This window comes from uncultured Psychromonas sp. (assembly GCF_947489755.1).
GTDB lineage: Bacteria > Pseudomonadota > Gammaproteobacteria > Enterobacterales > Psychromonadaceae > Psychromonas.
Genome location: NZ_CANLFB010000008.1, coordinates 90837 through 106980, shown reverse-complemented (window position 1 = coordinate 106980; position 16144 = coordinate 90837). Strand labels below are relative to the sequence as shown.

Below are 16144 nucleotides of genomic sequence, written 5' to 3'. Positions count from 1 at the left end.
CTCCTAATCAACGCCAATTAAGCGCTGTTTTAAATGAGAATGGAGGCATAAGCCCCCATTCTTAATAGTTATTAAGATTTAAAATTAAAGAGTACGTTTTACTTCAATAATTTCAAATACTTCTATTTGGTCGCCTACGCGTACATCGTTGTAGTTCTTAACACCGATACCACACTCAACACCGTTACGAACTTCAGTTGCGTCATCTTTAAAGCGACGTAGAGACTCAAGCACACCTTCGTAAATAACCACGTTTTCACGTAGAACACGAATTGGGTTGTTACGCTTGATAGTACCTTCAGTCACCATACAACCAGCAATTGCGCCGATCTTAGGAGATTTGAATACTTCACGTACATCAGCAATACCTGTAATTTCTTGTTTGAATTCAGGTGATAATAGACCACTCATCGCAGCACGAACTTCATCGATTAGATCGTAGATGATGCTGTAGTAACGTAGTTCAACGGCTTCGTTATCGATTAACTTACGAGCAGATGCATCAGCACGAACATTAAAGCCGATAACCAATGCGCCAGAAGCAGAAGCTAATGATGCGTCAGTCTCAGTAATACCACCAACACCACGACCGATGATATTAACTTTAACTTCATCTGTAGATAGTTTGTTTAGTGAATCACAAATTGCTTCAAGTGAACCTTGTACATCAGACTTAAGTACAACATTAAGTTCAGATACTTCGCCAGCTTCCATGTTAGAGAACATGTTTTCAAGTTTCGCTTTCTGTTGACGAGCTAGTTTGATATCACGGAATTTACCTTGACGGTATAATGCAACTTCACGTGCTTTTTTCTCATCTTTAACAACGGTAGCTTCATCACCGGCTTGTGGAACACCAGATAAACCTAATACTTCAACAGGGATAGAAGGACCAGCAGATTCAATTGGCTTACCGTTTTCGTCACGCATTGCACGAACACGTCCGTACTCAAGACCACAAAGTACGATATCACCTTGTTTCAGTTCGCCTTGTTGTACTAGGATAGAAGCAACTGGACCACGACCTTTATCAAGACGAGATTCAATAACAACACCTGACGCAGGACCTGTTGAAACGGCTTCTAAATCTAACATTTCAGCTTGTAATAAGATGCTATCTAATAATGCATCAACACCAGTACCTACTTTTGCAGATACGAATGAGAAGATGTTTTCACCACCCCATTCTTCTGAAATAACATCGTGTTGTGAAAGTTCAGTTTTAACACGGTCAAAATCTGCACCTTCTTTATCGATTTTATTTACAGCAACCATTAGCGGAACGCCAGCAGCTTTAGCATGTTGAATCGCTTCGATTGTTTGTGGCATAACACCATCATCTGCAGCAACCACTAGTACAACGATATCTGTCGCTTTAGCACCACGAGAACGCATTGACGTAAACGCCGCATGTCCTGGAGTATCTAGGAACGAAATCATACCTTTGTCAGTGTCTACATGGTAAGCACCGATATGTTGAGTAATACCACCGGCTTCACCGTCAGCAACTTTTGCACGACGAATGTAATCTAGTAATGACGTTTTACCGTGGTCAACGTGACCCATGATAGTAACAACAGGTGCACGAGATGTTTTAGCGCCGCCTTGTTGTGCTTCTGCCATTACAGACTCTTCTAACTCATTTTCTTTCGTTAGAATTACTTTATGGCCCATTTCTTCAGCAACAATAGAGGCTGTTTCTTGATCGATAACTTGGTTGATAGTTGCCATAGCACCCATCTTCATCATCGCTTTAATCACTTCAGTTGCTTTAACAGCCATTTTACTTGCTAGTTCTGCAACGGTAATTGTTTCACCAATTTTAACGTCACGTTCAACTTTAGCAGCTGGTTTTTCAAATGCTTGTTGAAGTGCATGAGGCGTTGCAGTTGAACCTTTTTTACCACGACGGTTGTTACCGCGACGGTTATAAACAGTTTCAAGAGGCTTAGCCGCTGGTACTTTTTTCTTTTTCTTACGGTGTGTTGGACCTTCCGCTTTTGTATCAACAGCATCTTCCGCTGCTTGTGCTTCTTTAGATGAAGTAACATGGTAGTCACCAGTCTTTTCAGCGGCTTTACGGTCTGCTTCTTCTTTTGCCCAACGAGCTGCATTTTCTTCTGCTAATTTCTTAGCCAGTTCAGCTTGCTCAACAGCATCTTTTTCTGCTTTCGCTAGTGCTTCAGTTTCTGCTTTTTTCAACAAATCAGCTTGCTCTTTTTCTAATTTAAGTTGCTCTTCTGTTTTAACAGATTTAGTAGCAGCTTGTTTTTGCTTATTAGCAACTGCAGCTAACTTAGCTTTTTCTTCAGCTTCTTTCTTAGCCGCTAATTTTTCAGCTAATACTTTTTCAGCTTGTGCTTTTTTAGCATCTAATTCAGCTTGAATTTTAGCTTCATCAGCTTCTTTTATTGCTTGCTCAGCTGCTTTTTCTGCTTGAATTTCTTCATCTGAACGTTTAACAAAAGTACGTTTTTTACGAACTTCAACATTAACCGCGTTTGATTGGCCTTTAACGTTTAACGTCGTTTTTGTTTTACGTTGTAAAGTCATTTTTTGTTTTTGCTCGCCACCATGTTGCTTTTGCAAATAAGTAGTTAGCTTTTCTTTTTCTTCAACGCTTACTTTGTCGCTAGCTTTTTTAGTAATACCTGCAGCAGCAAACTGCTGAACTAACGCATCTTCAGATTTATTTAAGTCTTTAGCGAGGTCTTTTAATAGAATTTCTGACATTATTTATTTCTCCATACTGACGCTATTACGCATCTTCACTAAACCAGCAGATGTTACGAGCAGCCATAATTAATTCCGCTGCTTTTTCTGCATCTAGTTTTTCATCAATCTCTAGTAGATCATCAACAGCTTGTTCTGCTAAGTCTTCTAATGTAATCACACCTTTACTTGCTAATACAAATGCAAGGTGTGCCTCTAAGCCTTCAAGTGCTAATAGATCATCAGCAGGTTTTGCACCTTCAAGACTTTCTTCTTCAGCAAGGGCTTTTGTAGCTAGTACGTCTTTAGCACGAGTACGTAGCTCTTCAACCATATCTTCGTCAAAACCGTCAATCGCTAATAACTCTTCAGCTGGAACGTAGGCAATTTCCTCTAAAGAACTAAAACCTTCTTCCACTAATACACTAGCGAAATCTTCATCAACTTCTAACGCAGACGTAAATAATGAAATCACACCATCAGCCTCAGCTTGATGTTTAGTTTTTAATTCAGCTACCGTCATTACATTTAATACCCAACCAGTTAGTTGAGATGCTAAACGAATATTTTGACCGTTACGACCAATTGCTTGTGCTAAGTTTTCATCTTCTACAGCAATATCCATGCTGTGTGAATCTTCATCAACAACAATTGAAGCAACTTCAGCAGGTGCCATTGCATTAATTGCAAATTGCGCTGGATTCTCATCCCAAAGGATAATATCAACACGCTCACCGCCTAGTTCATTTGAAACAGCTTGAACACGTGCTCCACGCATACCAACACAAGCACCGATAGGGTCAATACGTTGGTCGTTTGATTTAACTGCGATTTTAGCACGAGAACCTGGGTCACGAGCAGCGCCCATTAAGTCTATCATCTCTTCAGCGATTTCAGGCACTTCCAAACGGAACAGCTCAACCAATACTTCAGGTTGTGTACGCGTCATGAACAATTGTGCACCACGTGCTTCAGGGCTTACCTTAAACAATAAACCACGTAGACGATCACCTGGACGGAAGTTTTCACGTGGTAACATTTCATCACGGAAAATAACCGCTTCTGCATTGTTACCAAGGTCTAATAAAATGCTATCACGTGTCATACGTTTAACAACACCTGTGATTAACTCACCTTCTTTTTCTGCATATTGAGCAACAACTTGTGCACGCTCAGCTTCACGTACTTTTTGTACGATAACTTGTTTTGCAGTTTGCGTAGTGATTCTGTCAAACGTCACTGAATCAATTTCATCTTCAATGTATTCGCCAACTTGAATTTCAGGCGTGTCATACTGTGCCGCTTCAAATGTCATCTCTTTAGCAGGATTTTCCATTTCTGCTTCACTTTCTAACACTAACCAACGACGGAAAGTATCGAAATGACCTGTTTCACGGTCGATATCAACACGCACTTCAATTTCTAATTCATATTTCTTTTTAGTTGCAATAGCCAGTGCACTTTCTAATGCTTCAAAAATCGCTTCTCTTGGTAAGCCTTTTTCATTTGAAACAGCTTCAACAACCAATAAAATTTCTTTATTATTCATTTTTAACGCCTTAATTAATCAAATTTTGGAACTATGTTCGCTTTCTGGATATTACTCAGCGCAAAGCGCTCTTCTTTACCCTCAACAGAAACGGAAATAATTTCACCGTCTACACTACTAATAATACCTTTCCATCTGCGGCGATTTTGAATCGGCATACGCAGTTGTATTTTAACTTCTTCACCTAAAAATGCGGCATATTGTGCTGCATTAAATAGTGGTCTTTCCATACCTGGAGACGATACTTCAAGTGTGTACTCGTTAGTGATTGGATCTTCAACATCCATAATAGCACTGACTTGACGACTCACTGCTGCACAATCATCAACCAAAATACCTTCTTCTTGGTCAATATAAACACGTAATGTTGAGTGTTTACCTGCACGCACGTATTCAACTCCAACTAATTCATAGCCAAGGTCTTCCACACTTGGCGCTAACATTTCAGTTAGACGCTCTTCTAAACTTGCCAAATCTATCCCCTTTCAGAAACAAAAAAAGGGCATATAGCCCTATTTAAATAACAACTTATGTTTATTTTTGATAAACATAAGTTGTCAGTAAAACGTATTTAAAACAAAATCAAATACGCAAATAACAAAAAAGCCCCAATAAATTGGAGCTTCATTCGTTTTGTTTGAATAACTCAAACAGATATTGCGATAGGAAACTACAATATCGAATGCGGTTCAGGGAGTTGAAATTAACAACTACAACCTTCGCCAGTGTTTTATTAAGAACTGAGCCCGATGAGCTTTTCTTAAAACATACACTTGAATGTGGTTGCGAGAGCAGGATATAAAAAACACCTACGACCTTCGCCAGTGTTTTATTAAGAATTGAGCCCGACGAGCTTTTCTTAAAACATACACTTGAATGTGGTTGCGAGAGCAGGATTTGAACCTACGACCTTCGCCAGTGTTTTATTAAGAATTGAGCCCGACGAGCTTTTCTTAAAACATACACTTGAATGTGGTTGCGAGAGCAGGATTTGAACCTACGACCTTCGCCAGTGTTTTATTAAGAACTGAGCCCGACGAGCTTTTCTTAAAACATACACTTGAATGTGGTTGCGAGAGCAGGATTTGAACCTACGACCTTCGGGTTATGAGCCCGACGAGCTACCAGACTGCTCCATCTCGCGACTGTACTGTTGTGTTTAAATGTTAAATTTTACTAAATAATCAACACTCAAACTAAAATATTAAACTAAGTGCGACGCACTTGTTGCGAGAGCAGGATTTGAACCTACGACCTTCGCCTTTTATCTACAAGAAGGAGCCCGACGATTTACTTTACCAGACTGCTCCATCTCGCGTCCGAACTGTTTATTTAAATATGAATAAAATACTTAAATAGATCTTTTAAAATGTAAAAATTGACAAATGAGGTTTTGAATTTACATTTTTTAATTTTCAATGCTTTAAAAGTGTTCGCATTATAACGAAAGCACTATCTTATCGCAATCAAAAACCTAATAATTGGTGCGGATAGAGAGACTTGAACTCTCACGGCCTAAGCCACAGCCCCCTCAAGGCTGCGTGTCTACCAATTCCACCATATCCGCTTTTTAAAAATACTACTCTGGGATTTGAGTAGAGGTATCAACTTCTACTGGAACTTCAGTAGTTTGTTCAATCGCTAAGTTTGAGAAATCTTCATTTACTGACACTTTATGTGTAGAAAGGTTACCTAGTACTAAACTCAGCACAAAAAATGCTAATGCTAAAATACCAGTAGTACGTGTCATGAAGTTACCAGAACCGCCTGCACCAAATACTGTGTTAGAAGCGCCAGAGCCAAATGATGCACCCATACCTGCTCCTTTACCTTGTTGGATTAAAACAAAGCCAACTAAAATAATTGAAACAATTAAATAAACAACTAACAGCATCTCATACATATTTATATACCTAATTTAACTTGTTAAAACTTCCTTTGCTCCCACAAAGAAGCGGACGAATACTACCCAATGCCAGTGCGGATCACAAGTGAATATTAAGACAATTTAGCCGCATCGGCAGCTTCTTTACAAAACAGTATAAAAAACCATCAATCTACTGCGTTATATTGCCCTAATATTCATTGTTTCACTTTATATCATTGATTTTATATTTTGCTTTAAACAAACAATTATACTTTTACTTTGCTCGCTAAAGACTTAGCGTAAGCAATGACTTTTTCTTCGCTTTCATCAGCTTCAACCATCACTCGGAAAACTGGTTCTGTCCCTGATTTTCTTAATAAGACACGTCCACGGTCCCCTAGTAATGCTTCAATACGCGCTAATTCTGCTAATACATCTTCATCTTGCAAAGGATCTATTTCATTATTATAACGAATACTTTCTAATATTTGAGGGTATTTACGCATGCCTTGACGTAAATCATGCAAATTCATACGACTTCCTTGCATTGCTCCCATCACTTGTAGACCAGAAACAATACCGTCACCCGTAGCTAAATAATCAGCACAAATAACATGTCCAGAATTCTCAGCACCAATACTCCATCCATTTTTCTTCATGAGTTCCATTACATGACGGTCACCAACATCTGAACGATCAAAAGGAATACCTAATGTTTTTAATGCTTGTTCTAACCCAAGGTTAGACATTTTCGTACCAACAGCACCACCATTTAATGTGCCTTTACGTAACTTGTCACGAGCAATGATATATAAAAGCTCATCACCATCAAGTACATAACCAGTATGATCAACCATCATTACGCGGTCACCATCACCATCGAAAGCAATACCAAAATCAGCTTTTTCTTCTAAAACGCGCGCTGCAATAGCATCCATACTAGTTGCACCACAGTTTAAATTGATATTAATTCCGTTAGGCTCAACGCCCATTGCAATGACTTCTGCACCAAGTTCACTAATAACCGAAGGTGCAATGTGATAAGTCGCTCCGTTCGCACAATCAACCACTATTTTAAGCCCGGTTAAATCATATTGTGATGGAAAAGTACTTTTACAGAATTCAATGTAACGACCTGCAGCATCGTTAACACGGTAAGCTTTGCCCATTTCACTACTATCGACACATTTTAATTCTTTATCTATTTCAGCTTCTATTTCTAGCTCTACTTTCTCAGATAGCTTGATACCTTCATCTGAAAAGAATTTGATACCATTATCATAATATGGGTTATGTGATGCACTGATAACAATACCCGCGGTCGCACGGAAAGTATGAGTGAGATAAGCGATCGCAGGTGTTGGCATTGGCCCCATTAATACAGGAATAATACCTGCAGATGTTAAGCCAGCTTGAAGAGCGGCCTCTAACATATAGCCAGAAATGCGGGGATCTTTACCTATTAATACTTTTTTATTACCTGACTTTGCTAATACACGACCCGCAGCCCACCCCAATTTTAATGCAAACTCAGGAGTAATTAAAGATTCACCTACTTTGCCGCGAATACCATCGGTACCAAAATACTTTTTGTTCATAATAAAAATCTTACCATCGTCAGAGATACCTTTTATTATTTAAAGGTATTTATTTGCTGTAATACTTTCATGACATCAACTGTTTCTGCGACATCATGAACACGAATTATTTTTGATCCTTGCTGCATTGCAATCATTGCACCAGCTAGGCTTCCTGCTAAACGGTCATTTATATCACGATTTAGTAATTGACCAAACATTGATTTGCGAGAAACTCCGGTTAACACCGGAAAACCTAGAGATAAGAATTGCTGCGTTGCATTTAACAAGTCAAAATTATGTTGTAATGATTTACCAAACCCGAAACCTAAATCGATAATGATATTTTCTGTTTTAATACCCGCTTTAATACATTGCTCACTACGTTCAATCAAAAAGCGTCTAACCTCTGCCACAACATCATTATAATTAGGCGCTGTTTGCATACTTCTTGGTTGCCCTTGCATGTGCATTAAACATACTGGCACATTCGCTTCGACAGCAGCATTAAGCGCCCCCTCTTCACGTAAAGCGCGTACATCATTAATAATATCCGCACCGGCTTTAACTGCTTCAGTCATAACGACTGCTTTGCTGGTATCAATCGAGACCCAACAATCTAATTCATTTTTAATAAGCTCAATAATAGGGACAACTCTATTCAGCTCTTCATTTAATAACACATCATCAGCACCAGGTCTTGTAGACTCTCCGCCGATATCAATAATAGTAGCGCCTTGTTTAACCATTTCCTGAGCATGCATAAAAGCACGATCTAACTGTGCGTATTCACCACCGTCAGAAAAAGAATCAGGCGTTACATTTAATATTCCCATAACTTGGGGACGATTAAGATTAAGTTTTTTATTACGACTAGTTAATATCATTGCTTTACACTTTTAGTTGCATCAGTTTGAATAAAATAAAGTGATAAAAAAACCTAAGCAAGCTTAGGTTTTTATGAGGTTCAGTTGAAACAACTCAGTTAATTAACGTTAGTTATCGTTTTAATTACTTGTCGCTTTTATTTTCTTCAGTTGTGGTCGATGCTTTCGGTTCTGTCTCATCAACTTCAACATCAGTAACAACGTCTTCTTTACCTTCTACTACCGTCTTCTCAGAAGGCTCTTCAGTATCAACTTTATCTGTTTTTTCTTCAGTATTTTCCATTGACGAAATCGTTGTTTTAACAATTTCAGACTCTTTGTCATCTATCCAATCACTAGGAGGACGAACAGTAATACGCGCCATCAAGTCATCAACTTGGTCTGAATCGATAGTTTCATATTTCATCAATGCTTCTTTCATTGCATGTAGAATATCAATGTTATCCGTTAATAACTTATAAGCGCGTTTATAGTTAGTATCAATGAATACTTTTACTTCATCATCAATAATCTTACCTGTTTCGTGAGAAACAACGTTAGAACGTAAACTACCTTGCTCACCTGTTAATAGGATAGGTCCCAACTTTTCAGAGAAACCCCATTCAGTCACCATTGCACGAGCAATAGCAGACGCTTGCTTAATATCTTGCGAAGCACCAGTTGATACTTTTTGTGCGCCATAGATAAGCTCTTCAGCAATACGACCACCGTAAGCTACTGAAATACTACTTTCCAATTCATCTTTATTTTGTGAAATTTGGTCGCCTTCAGGTAAGAACTGAGTCACACCTAATGCACGTCCACGTGGAATAATAGTTACTTTATGAATTGGATGATGTTGTGGCACTAATTTAGCGACAATGGCATGACCCGCTTCATGATAAGCAGTTGATTCTTTATCTTTCACCGTCATCACTAAGCTACGACGTTCAGAACCCATTAATATTTTATCACGTGCTTGTTCAAAATCTTCTTTTGAAACAGTACGTTTGTTACCACGTGCAGCAAATAAGGCAGCTTCATTCACTAAGTTAGCTAAGTCAGCACCAGAGAAACCAGGTGTACCACGAGCTAATACAGTTGCTTTTACATCGTCTTCCAATGGAATTTTACGCATATGAACTTTTAATATCTGTTCACGGCCACGTACATCTGGCAGACCAACAACAACTTGACGGTCAAAACGACCAGGACGTAATAATGCAGCATCTAATACATCTGGACGGTTAGTTGCGGCAATAACGATAATACCTTCATTACCTTCAAAACCATCCATTTCAACGAGCATTTGGTTTAACGTTTGTTCACGTTCATCATTACCGCCGCCCATACCTGCGCCACGAGCACGACCTACTGCATCGATTTCATCGATAAAGATGATACAAGGCGCTGATTTTTTAGCTTGTTCAAACATATCACGAACACGAGAAGCACCAACACCTACAAACATTTCAACAAAATCAGAACCTGAAATTGAGAAGAATGGGACTTTAGCTTCGCCAGCAATGGCTTTAGCTAATAATGTTTTACCTGTACCAGGAGGCCCGACCAACAGGATACCTGTTGGAATTCGACCACCTAATTTTTGGAATTTACTTGAATCTTTTAAGTATTCAACTAATTCAACAACATCTTCTTTTGCTTCGTCACAACCAGCAACATCAGCAAACGTTGTTTTGATTTGATCTTCACTCATTAATTTGGCTTTACTCTTGCCAAATGACATTGCGCCGCCTTTGCCACCGCCTTGCATGTTACGCATGAAGAAGATCCAAACACCGATTAGTAACAGCATTGGGAACCATGACACAAAAATAGACGCTAAGAAGCTTGTTTCTTCAGGTGGTGTACCTTCTACTTTCACATCGTTTTTAATAAGGTAATTAACCAAATCTAAATCAGGCGCAGGAATATAAGTAACAAACGGTGTTTGATTACTTTTTAAACCTTTAATTTCTTGGCCATTAATTTGTACTTGTTGAATCAGTCCTTGGCTTACTTCTTTATTAAAACTGGTGTAGTCGATTTGTGATTTATTGGTATCGTCTGATCCAAAGCCTTGGAATAAAGACATTAAGACTACTGCGATGACTAACCACAATATCAGGTTTTTTGCCATATCGTTCAAGATGTAAACCTCATGTTAAAAATTAAAAGAATATAATGATAAAGCAGATTACTACAGTTTAAAACCAGTCGCCACTAAATAAACCTCTCGAGATCTCGCTCTTGAAGAATCAGGTTTTCTAGTTTTAACTGATTTGAATAATTTTCGTACCTCATTGATAAATGACTCATATTCAGCACCCATAAAGACTTTAACAATAAAGCTACCGTCTTTAACAAGCACATCACGACACATATCTAATGCTAACTCAACCAAATACATCGACTTAGGTTGATCAATACCCGTATTTCCGCTCATATTGGGCGCCATATCTGATAAAACAACATCAACCTTATTATCACCAATACGTTGAAGTAATGCATTCAAGACCACTTCTTCTCGGAAATCGCCTTGTAAGAAGTCAACACCCGCAATGGAATCCATTGGTAAAATATCACAAGCAATCACTTTGCCTTTCAATCCTACTTTGTCAACAGCCCATTGTGACCAACTTCCAGGTGCGGCGCCTAAATCGACTACCGTCATACCTGAGCGTATTAGTTTATCTTTACCGTTTATTTCATCTAATTTAAAAACAGCACGAGAGCGTAACCCTTGTTTGTTTGCTTCTTTCACATAGAAATCATTTACATGCTCATGCATCCATCGTTTAGAACTGCCTGATGCACTTTTTTTAAGACGATTTGTACTGTCTGGTTTTGCCACAATGACTTCCTTAGTGAGCGAATATTAGGATAAATAATAATCTAAATAGTAAAGGTTAATATTTAAGGGTAGAATGAACCGTTTTCAACCCTTAATGAAAGATATTTGCATGAAATTATCAAACAAACAGAAACAATTTTTAAAAGGTTTAGCTCATCCTTTAAAACCAGTTGTATTACTGGGACAAAATGGCTTAACCGAAGGCGTATTAGCAGAGATAGAAAATGCTATTAGCTACCATGAATTAATTAAAGTAAAAATTGCGACCGATGATCGTGACACTAAACAACTTATCATTGATGCAATTGTACGTGAAACTGAAGCGTTAGCGATTGCAAAAATTGGCCACATTGTTGTTCTGTATCGTCCAAGTGAAGCTAAAAAAATAGAATTACCACGTAAGTAACTTTGCGTTTTAATCTTGTTTTTACTAATAAAAAGCCCAGTTTATCTGGGCTTTTTATTATCTTTATTTTACCGCAACAAATGAAAATTATTGAAGTAACATAAAGATTTAATCAAATTAACAGGTGTATTCTACTTTAATGATATCGTAATCAATAACGCCACCAGGTGTTGTGATTGAAATTTCATCGTCTAATTTTTTCCCAATTAAACCACGCGCGATTGGTGAATTAATTGAAATAAGATTCTTTTTAATATCAGATTCATCATCGCCTACAATTTGGTAGCTCACTTCTTCATCTGTTTCAGCATTAACAATTGTTACTGTTGAACCAAAGATCACTTTACCGTTATTTGCAATTTTGCTGACATCGATAATTTGTGCATTTGATAATTTTGCTTCGATATCTTGAATTCGACCTTCACAAAATCCTTGCTGTTCACGGGCTGCATGGTATTCAGCATTTTCTTTTAAATCACCATGTTCACGAGCTTCTGCAATAGCATGTACAATCTCAGGGCGTTTTACTGTTTTTAATTGCTCTAATTCAGCACGTAAAATATCAGCGCCTTTTGCTGTCATTGGATATTGAGTCATTAACCATCACCTTATTCTGGAAACAATGTTTCACTAACTGTATTTACAAAAGCGGCTATTTTACGCTAGTTACTGAGATTAGTCATTGATTATAGAAAAAATGCCTTTTGTATTTTCATAAATTTGTTGTGCCACCACTTTCGGTGATTCTTTTCTTATTTGACACAAAGAATCAAAGATAGTTTTTAAATGTAGAGGGGAATTATGAGGCGTTAATTGTTGATAAACAGGCATATCAGGCGCATCTGTTTCTAACACAATGCTAGTTAAAGGTAATTGGCTGACAGCGTTACGTGTTTTGTTAGCATTCGGATAAGTAATCACACCACCTATACCCAATTTAAAACCTAATTTAATAAATTCATTGGCAATTTCTTCACTTCCTGAAAAGGCATGATAAACCCCACCGTAACTAAACTTAGTTTCTTTTAGTAATTGTAAAACCCGAGATTGGGTTTTAACCACATGCAAAATAACAGGTAATTGTAAGCTTTCAGCGATTGCTAATTGTGCTAAAAAAACACTTTCCTGAGTCGCTAAATCTGTCTCAATTAATTTATCTAGCCCAATCTCTCCCAATGCAACACATCGATTATCGGACTGTTTAAGCGATTTAACTAGCAACGCTTTTAATTGGCTTAAATGATCGTTTTCAAAGTCAGTTAAGAAATGGGGATGAACACCTAATGCAAAATAAAGTTTATTTTTATGTTCTTTTAATACAATGTTCTGCTCTACGAGGTCGATTATTTGTGGCCAACGCTTAGCATCGGTGCCAGGTATGACCAGTTTATTAATATTTGCATCACTCAGCGCAGAAAGTAAATGATCTTGTTCTGTTTTGAAGCAATCAAAATTAAAATGGCAGTGACTATCAATAAACATACATAACCTCTATTAAAACGAATGAAATTGAATTTATAGATTGATTCTAAAACAATTATCAGAGTAACTCTGAATCTAAACATGATTAACGAAGAATTATTGACTAGAGCTTACTTATTAAACCTTATTTACTATTAGTGATTAACTAGTAGTAAATAACTCAAAAAAAGACACATAATATTTAGACTAAATAATAAAAAAAGCGTCCGTAGACGCTTTATTACCCGTTTAAATATGCATTTTAATTAGACAAAACGGGTATGACTTAACAAACAGTCGCGATTAATGTTCACGAGTTTTACGGAAACTCACATCAGGATAACGTTCAATCGCTAAGTTTAAGTTAACCATAGTAGGAGCAACATACGTCAAGTTATTACTACCGTCTAATGCTAAATTATCGTACGCTTTTTTCTCAAATTCAGCCATTTTAATTGGGTCTTCACAATCAACCCAAAGCGCGGTTGCGACACTGATACCTTCATAGATAGCATCTACTTTGTATTCAGATTTCAAACGTTGCACAACTACTTCAAACTGCAACACACCAACCGCACCAACGATCAAGTCATTACTACGTAACGGGCGGAACACTTGTACAGCGCCCTCTTCAGATAGCTGCATTAATCCTTTTAACAATTGTTTTTGTTTCAAAGGATCTTGTAAACGAATACGACGAAACATTTCAGGTGCAAAGTTTGGAATACCTGTGAATTTAAGATTTTCACCCGTCGTAAACGTATCACCTATTTGAATAGTACCGTGGTTATGCAAACCAATGATATCACCCGAGAATGACTCTTCAGAAGCTTTACGATCACCAGCCATAAAGGTAACGGCATCAGATATGCTTACCTGTTTACCCGTACGAACATGATGCATTTTCATGCCCTTTTCATACTTACCAGAACACACTCGCATAAAGGCAATACGGTCACGATGTTTTGGATCCATATTAGCTTGAATTTTGAAGATGAAACCAGAGAATGTTTCTTCTGTTGGCTCAACAATACGTTGTACAGTTGCTCTTGGAAGTGGTTTTGGCGCCCATTCCACTAAACCATCTAGTATATGGTCAACACCGAAGTTACCCAACGCAGTACCAAAATAAACCGGCGTTAATTCACCCGCTAAAAATAACTCTTGATCAAACTCATTAGAAGCCCCTAACACGAGCTCCATTTCTTCACGCAGGTCATCGGCATGGTTTGGTAAAAGTGTATCTAATTCAGGATTATCTAATCCTTTAATGATGCGCACGTCTTGAATCGTATGACCTTGACCTGATTCATATAAAATCACTTCATCACGCAAGAGATGATAAACACCTTTAAATTCTTTACCCATACCAATTGGCCAAGTAATCGGTGCACATGCGATATTCAATACGTCTTCTACTTCATCCATTAAATCAACAGGATCACGTGTATCACGGTCACATTTATTCATGAAAGTGATAATAGGCGTATCACGTAAACGCGTTACTTCCATTAATTTAATCGTACGTTGCTCTACACCTTTTGCAGCATCAATCACCATTAAGCATGAGTCAACAGCCGTTAACGTACGGTAAGTATCTTCCGAGAAGTCTTCATGTCCAGGTGTATCGAGTAGATTAACCAGTCCATGTTTATAAGGAAACTGCATTACAGAGGTAGTAATAGAGATACCACGATCTTTTTCCATTTCCATCCAGTCAGATTTTGCATGTTGACCCGATTTTTTACCTTTTACAGTACCGGCTTTTTGTAATGCATTTCCGAACAAAAGTACTTTTTCTGTAATCGTTGTTTTACCCGCATCAGGGTGAGAGATGATTGCGAATGTACGTCTAGAGTTGACTGCTTCTAGGAATTTAGCGTCTGCCATATTTAGTTTTCTCTTTATATGTACACAAATATGCACACAATAGTTTTTCTACGAAATGAGTGATTTATAAATTTGGCAGAACTATAACAAATTGAGTTAATTAATTCATTTCCTATTACAAACTTCTGCCTCAATAAAGTTTAAATGAGCTATTGATTTAAAAGCTAAGCTTTTATTAAGTCGCGCTCGCTAAAGCAAGTTTAACGGCAAAGCCAACAAACCCAATACCAACGCTACCACCTGAAATTGCACTCACTTTTTTACGCTTTCTAAAGCTTTCAGCCAACGTTGATCCTGCATAAATTAATACAGCCAGATAAATTAAACTAAATGCTTGAATGGTTAATGCTAAAATCAAAAATGGAATCGCAGGTTGCGGATAACTAGGGTCAACAAATTGAGCAAAAAAAGAGAGGAAAAATAAAATCGCTTTTGGATTTAATAAACTCACCAGCAAGGCCTTTCTAAAAGCTTGTACGCCCGTTGTCTTTTTTATTTCTACGGCAGCTTGTAAGTTTTTATCATCTAACTGACGCCATGACTTAATTGCACCTGTAATTAAGTGATAACCGATGTAAATCAAATACCCAGCTCCCGCATACTTAATAAACATAAAAATAGCTGGATAAGTGGTCAGGATAGTTACTGCCCCTAAAGCAGTTGCTAAAATTAATAATGAATCACCAATTAACACCGCAGCAACCGCAGCCCAGCCGACACGACGACCTTGTTGAGCAGAAAGAGCTAAGACGTATAATGAATTAGGACCTGGCAATAAAATAACGAATAACGCGCCTATGAAATAAGTAACGTAATTAACAACACCAAAAGCTTCCATAATTCCTCTACATTGTTTATTTAAGATGACTGTTTATTTAAGATAATCGTATATTCAAAATTTAAAGTGACTGTCTATTTCAAGTCATGGCACATTTAGAATAGAGCTATTTAGAAAACATTTA

General features: G+C 37.7%; 13 protein-coding genes and 3 tRNA genes. 1 reads left to right on the top strand and 15 read right to left on the bottom strand.

Translation table 11 applies throughout. From position 1 onward, the window contains the following. Nucleotides 1–84: 84 nt before the first annotated feature. The 11 genes from infB to rlmE all read right to left on the bottom strand — a co-directional run bounded on the left by infB (nucleotide 85) and on the right by rlmE (nucleotide 11425). Entirely contained in the window at nucleotides 85–2733 is a 2649-nt protein-coding gene (gene infB / locus Q0794_RS06610) for a translation initiation factor IF-2 (RefSeq protein ID WP_298940949.1), read from the bottom strand. A 25-nt stretch (nucleotides 2734–2758) separates the two neighbouring features. After that, nucleotides 2759–4261, bottom strand: a complete 1503-nt coding sequence (gene nusA / locus Q0794_RS06605; RefSeq protein ID WP_298940948.1) for a transcription termination factor NusA — start codon at nucleotides 4259–4261, stop codon at nucleotides 2759–2761. Nucleotides 4262–4275: 14 nt separating this feature from the next. Then, a complete protein-coding gene (rimP, locus tag Q0794_RS06600) occupies nucleotides 4276–4734 on the bottom strand; it encodes a ribosome maturation factor RimP (protein ID WP_298940947.1) in 459 nt (152 codons plus the stop codon). Nucleotides 4735–5328: 594 nt separating this feature from the next. Then, nucleotides 5329–5405 (bottom strand) — tRNA-Met (locus tag Q0794_RS06595). A gap of 83 nt (nucleotides 5406–5488) precedes the next feature. Next, nucleotides 5489–5579 (bottom strand) — tRNA-OTHER (locus Q0794_RS06590). Between the two features lie 164 nt (nucleotides 5580–5743). Next, nucleotides 5744–5828: transfer RNA gene (locus Q0794_RS06585), tRNA-Leu, on the bottom strand. A gap of 12 nt (nucleotides 5829–5840) precedes the next feature. After that, complete coding sequence (secG, locus tag Q0794_RS06580; RefSeq protein ID WP_137297575.1) at nucleotides 5841–6164, bottom strand: preprotein translocase subunit SecG; 324 nt, start codon at nucleotides 6162–6164, stop codon at nucleotides 5841–5843. Between the two features lie 230 nt (nucleotides 6165–6394). Beyond that, nucleotides 6395–7726: a phosphoglucosamine mutase gene (gene glmM / locus Q0794_RS06575; protein ID WP_298940946.1), complete on the bottom strand. Its 1332-nt coding sequence runs from the start codon at nucleotides 7724–7726 to the stop codon at nucleotides 6395–6397. Between the two features lie 35 nt (nucleotides 7727–7761). Then, on the bottom strand, nucleotides 7762–8592 hold the full coding sequence (gene folP, locus Q0794_RS06570) for a dihydropteroate synthase (RefSeq protein ID WP_298940945.1): 831 nt from the start codon (nucleotides 8590–8592) through the stop codon (nucleotides 7762–7764). Nucleotides 8593–8716: 124 nt separating this feature from the next. Continuing rightward, nucleotides 8717–10720 carry an ATP-dependent zinc metalloprotease FtsH gene (ftsH, locus tag Q0794_RS06565; protein ID WP_298940944.1) on the bottom strand — a complete coding sequence of 668 codons (2004 nt, stop codon included), beginning with the start codon at nucleotides 10718–10720 and terminating at the stop codon, nucleotides 8717–8719. A 51-nt stretch (nucleotides 10721–10771) separates the two neighbouring features. After that, nucleotides 10772–11425, bottom strand: coding sequence for a 23S rRNA (uridine(2552)-2'-O)-methyltransferase RlmE (gene rlmE / locus Q0794_RS06560; RefSeq protein WP_025562774.1), 654 nt, complete (start codon nucleotides 11423–11425; stop codon nucleotides 10772–10774). A gap of 109 nt (nucleotides 11426–11534) precedes the next feature. Between rlmE and yhbY the strand changes: the two genes are divergently transcribed. Next, complete coding sequence (gene yhbY, locus Q0794_RS06555) at nucleotides 11535–11831, top strand: ribosome assembly RNA-binding protein YhbY (protein WP_298940943.1); 297 nt, start codon at nucleotides 11535–11537, stop codon at nucleotides 11829–11831. Nucleotides 11832–11948: 117 nt separating this feature from the next. On the opposite strand, the gene greA is transcribed toward yhbY, so the two are convergent. The 4 genes from greA to leuE form a co-directional block, all read right to left on the bottom strand. Further along, entirely contained in the window at nucleotides 11949–12428 is a 480-nt protein-coding gene (gene greA / locus Q0794_RS06550) for a transcription elongation factor GreA (protein WP_298940942.1), read from the bottom strand. A 78-nt stretch (nucleotides 12429–12506) separates the two neighbouring features. Next, nucleotides 12507–13313: a TatD family hydrolase gene (locus Q0794_RS06545; protein WP_298940941.1), complete on the bottom strand. Its 807-nt coding sequence runs from the start codon at nucleotides 13311–13313 to the stop codon at nucleotides 12507–12509. A gap of 282 nt (nucleotides 13314–13595) precedes the next feature. Next, the gene (gene prfC, locus Q0794_RS06540) at nucleotides 13596–15182 is read right to left on the bottom strand and encodes a peptide chain release factor 3 (RefSeq protein WP_298940940.1); all 1587 of its coding nucleotides are present in this window, start codon (nucleotides 15180–15182) and stop codon (nucleotides 13596–13598) included. Between the two features lie 175 nt (nucleotides 15183–15357). Further along, the gene (leuE, locus tag Q0794_RS06535; RefSeq protein ID WP_298940939.1) at nucleotides 15358–16020 is read right to left on the bottom strand and encodes a leucine efflux protein LeuE; all 663 of its coding nucleotides are present in this window, start codon (nucleotides 16018–16020) and stop codon (nucleotides 15358–15360) included. Between the last annotated feature and the right edge of the window lie 124 nt (nucleotides 16021–16144).

Excerpts from the sequence above, each read along its gene's own strand:
- infB (WP_298940949.1), bottom strand. The coding sequence starts at position 2,733 with ATGTCAGAAATTCTATTAAAAGACCTCGCTAAAGACTTAAATAAATCT.
- nusA (WP_298940948.1), bottom strand. The coding sequence starts at position 4,261 with ATGAATAATAAAGAAATTTTATTGGTTGTTGAAGCTGTTTCAAATGAA.
- secG (WP_137297575.1), bottom strand. The coding sequence starts at position 6,164 with ATGTATGAGATGCTGTTAGTTGTTTATTTAATTGTTTCAATTATTTTA.
- glmM (WP_298940946.1), bottom strand. The coding sequence starts at position 7,726 with ATGAACAAAAAGTATTTTGGTACCGATGGTATTCGCGGCAAAGTAGGT.
- folP (WP_298940945.1), bottom strand. The coding sequence starts at position 8,592 with ATGATATTAACTAGTCGTAATAAAAAACTTAATCTTAATCGTCCCCAA.
- yhbY (WP_298940943.1), top strand. The coding sequence starts at position 11,535 with ATGAAATTATCAAACAAACAGAAACAATTTTTAAAAGGTTTAGCTCAT.
- greA (WP_298940942.1), bottom strand. The coding sequence starts at position 12,428 with ATGACTCAATATCCAATGACAGCAAAAGGCGCTGATATTTTACGTGCT.
- Q0794_RS06545 (WP_298940941.1), bottom strand. The coding sequence starts at position 13,313 with ATGTTTATTGATAGTCACTGCCATTTTAATTTTGATTGCTTCAAAACA.
- prfC (WP_298940940.1), bottom strand. The coding sequence starts at position 15,182 with ATGGCAGACGCTAAATTCCTAGAAGCAGTCAACTCTAGACGTACATTC.
- leuE (WP_298940939.1), bottom strand. The coding sequence starts at position 16,020 with ATGGAAGCTTTTGGTGTTGTTAATTACGTTACTTATTTCATAGGCGCG.